At 56.5% G+C, this 795-nt stretch carries 1 protein-coding gene; it reads left to right on the top strand.

The features are described from left to right. On the top strand, nt 1-795 hold a 795-nt coding region (locus ACTHUT_RS21285), incomplete at both ends, for a hypothetical protein (protein ID WP_440419794.1).

Below are 795 nucleotides of genomic sequence, written 5' to 3'. Positions count from 1 at the left end.
GTCACGCCACCCACACCCACTGCCAAAACAACAACAATCACCCCACCCGAACCCACGCCCACAACCGCACCTTCAGCGCCAACAACATAAACACCCCAGCCACCAGCACCAGCCACCCTCACCACACCCCCAACACCGACGCCAACAACAACCCCAACACAAGCAACAACACCCCACCACCCCAACCAACCACAACCAACAACACCAACACCACCACCACCAACAACCACACCAACAACCCCACCACCAACAACACCAACACCCACCCCAACCACACCCAAACCACCCACAACAACAAAACCACCCAAACCCAACCCACCACCACCCACAACAACACCACCAACAACAACACCCCCAACCAACCCAAAACCAACCCAACCACCAAACACAACAACAACAACACCACAACCACCACCACAACAAACAACAACCCCCCCCAACCAAACACCACCACCACCACCACCACCAACAACAACACCCAAACCCCCAACAACACCAACAACACCACCAACAACACCCCAACCAACCACAAACAACCAACCACCACCAACAACACCCCCACCACCAACACCAAAACCACCGTCAACCACGCCAACCACTCCATTACCGGCAACACCAACACCGAACCCGACCAGGCCAAGACCGCCTACAACCTTCACACCGTCACTACCAACAGCAGCACCGCCAGCTTCGACGCCGTCTACTACCAAACCTCTATCCAGCCTAACCACCACTCCACCGCCCCAAGCTCCGGCGGCGATGCTGTCGTCGCCGGCAACGATAACAATAGAACCA

This window comes from Neisseria sp. P0022.S010, from assembly GCF_051956635.1.
The sequence above is the reverse complement of the archived record's forward strand: the minus strand, read 5'-3'. Positions and strand labels throughout refer to the sequence as shown.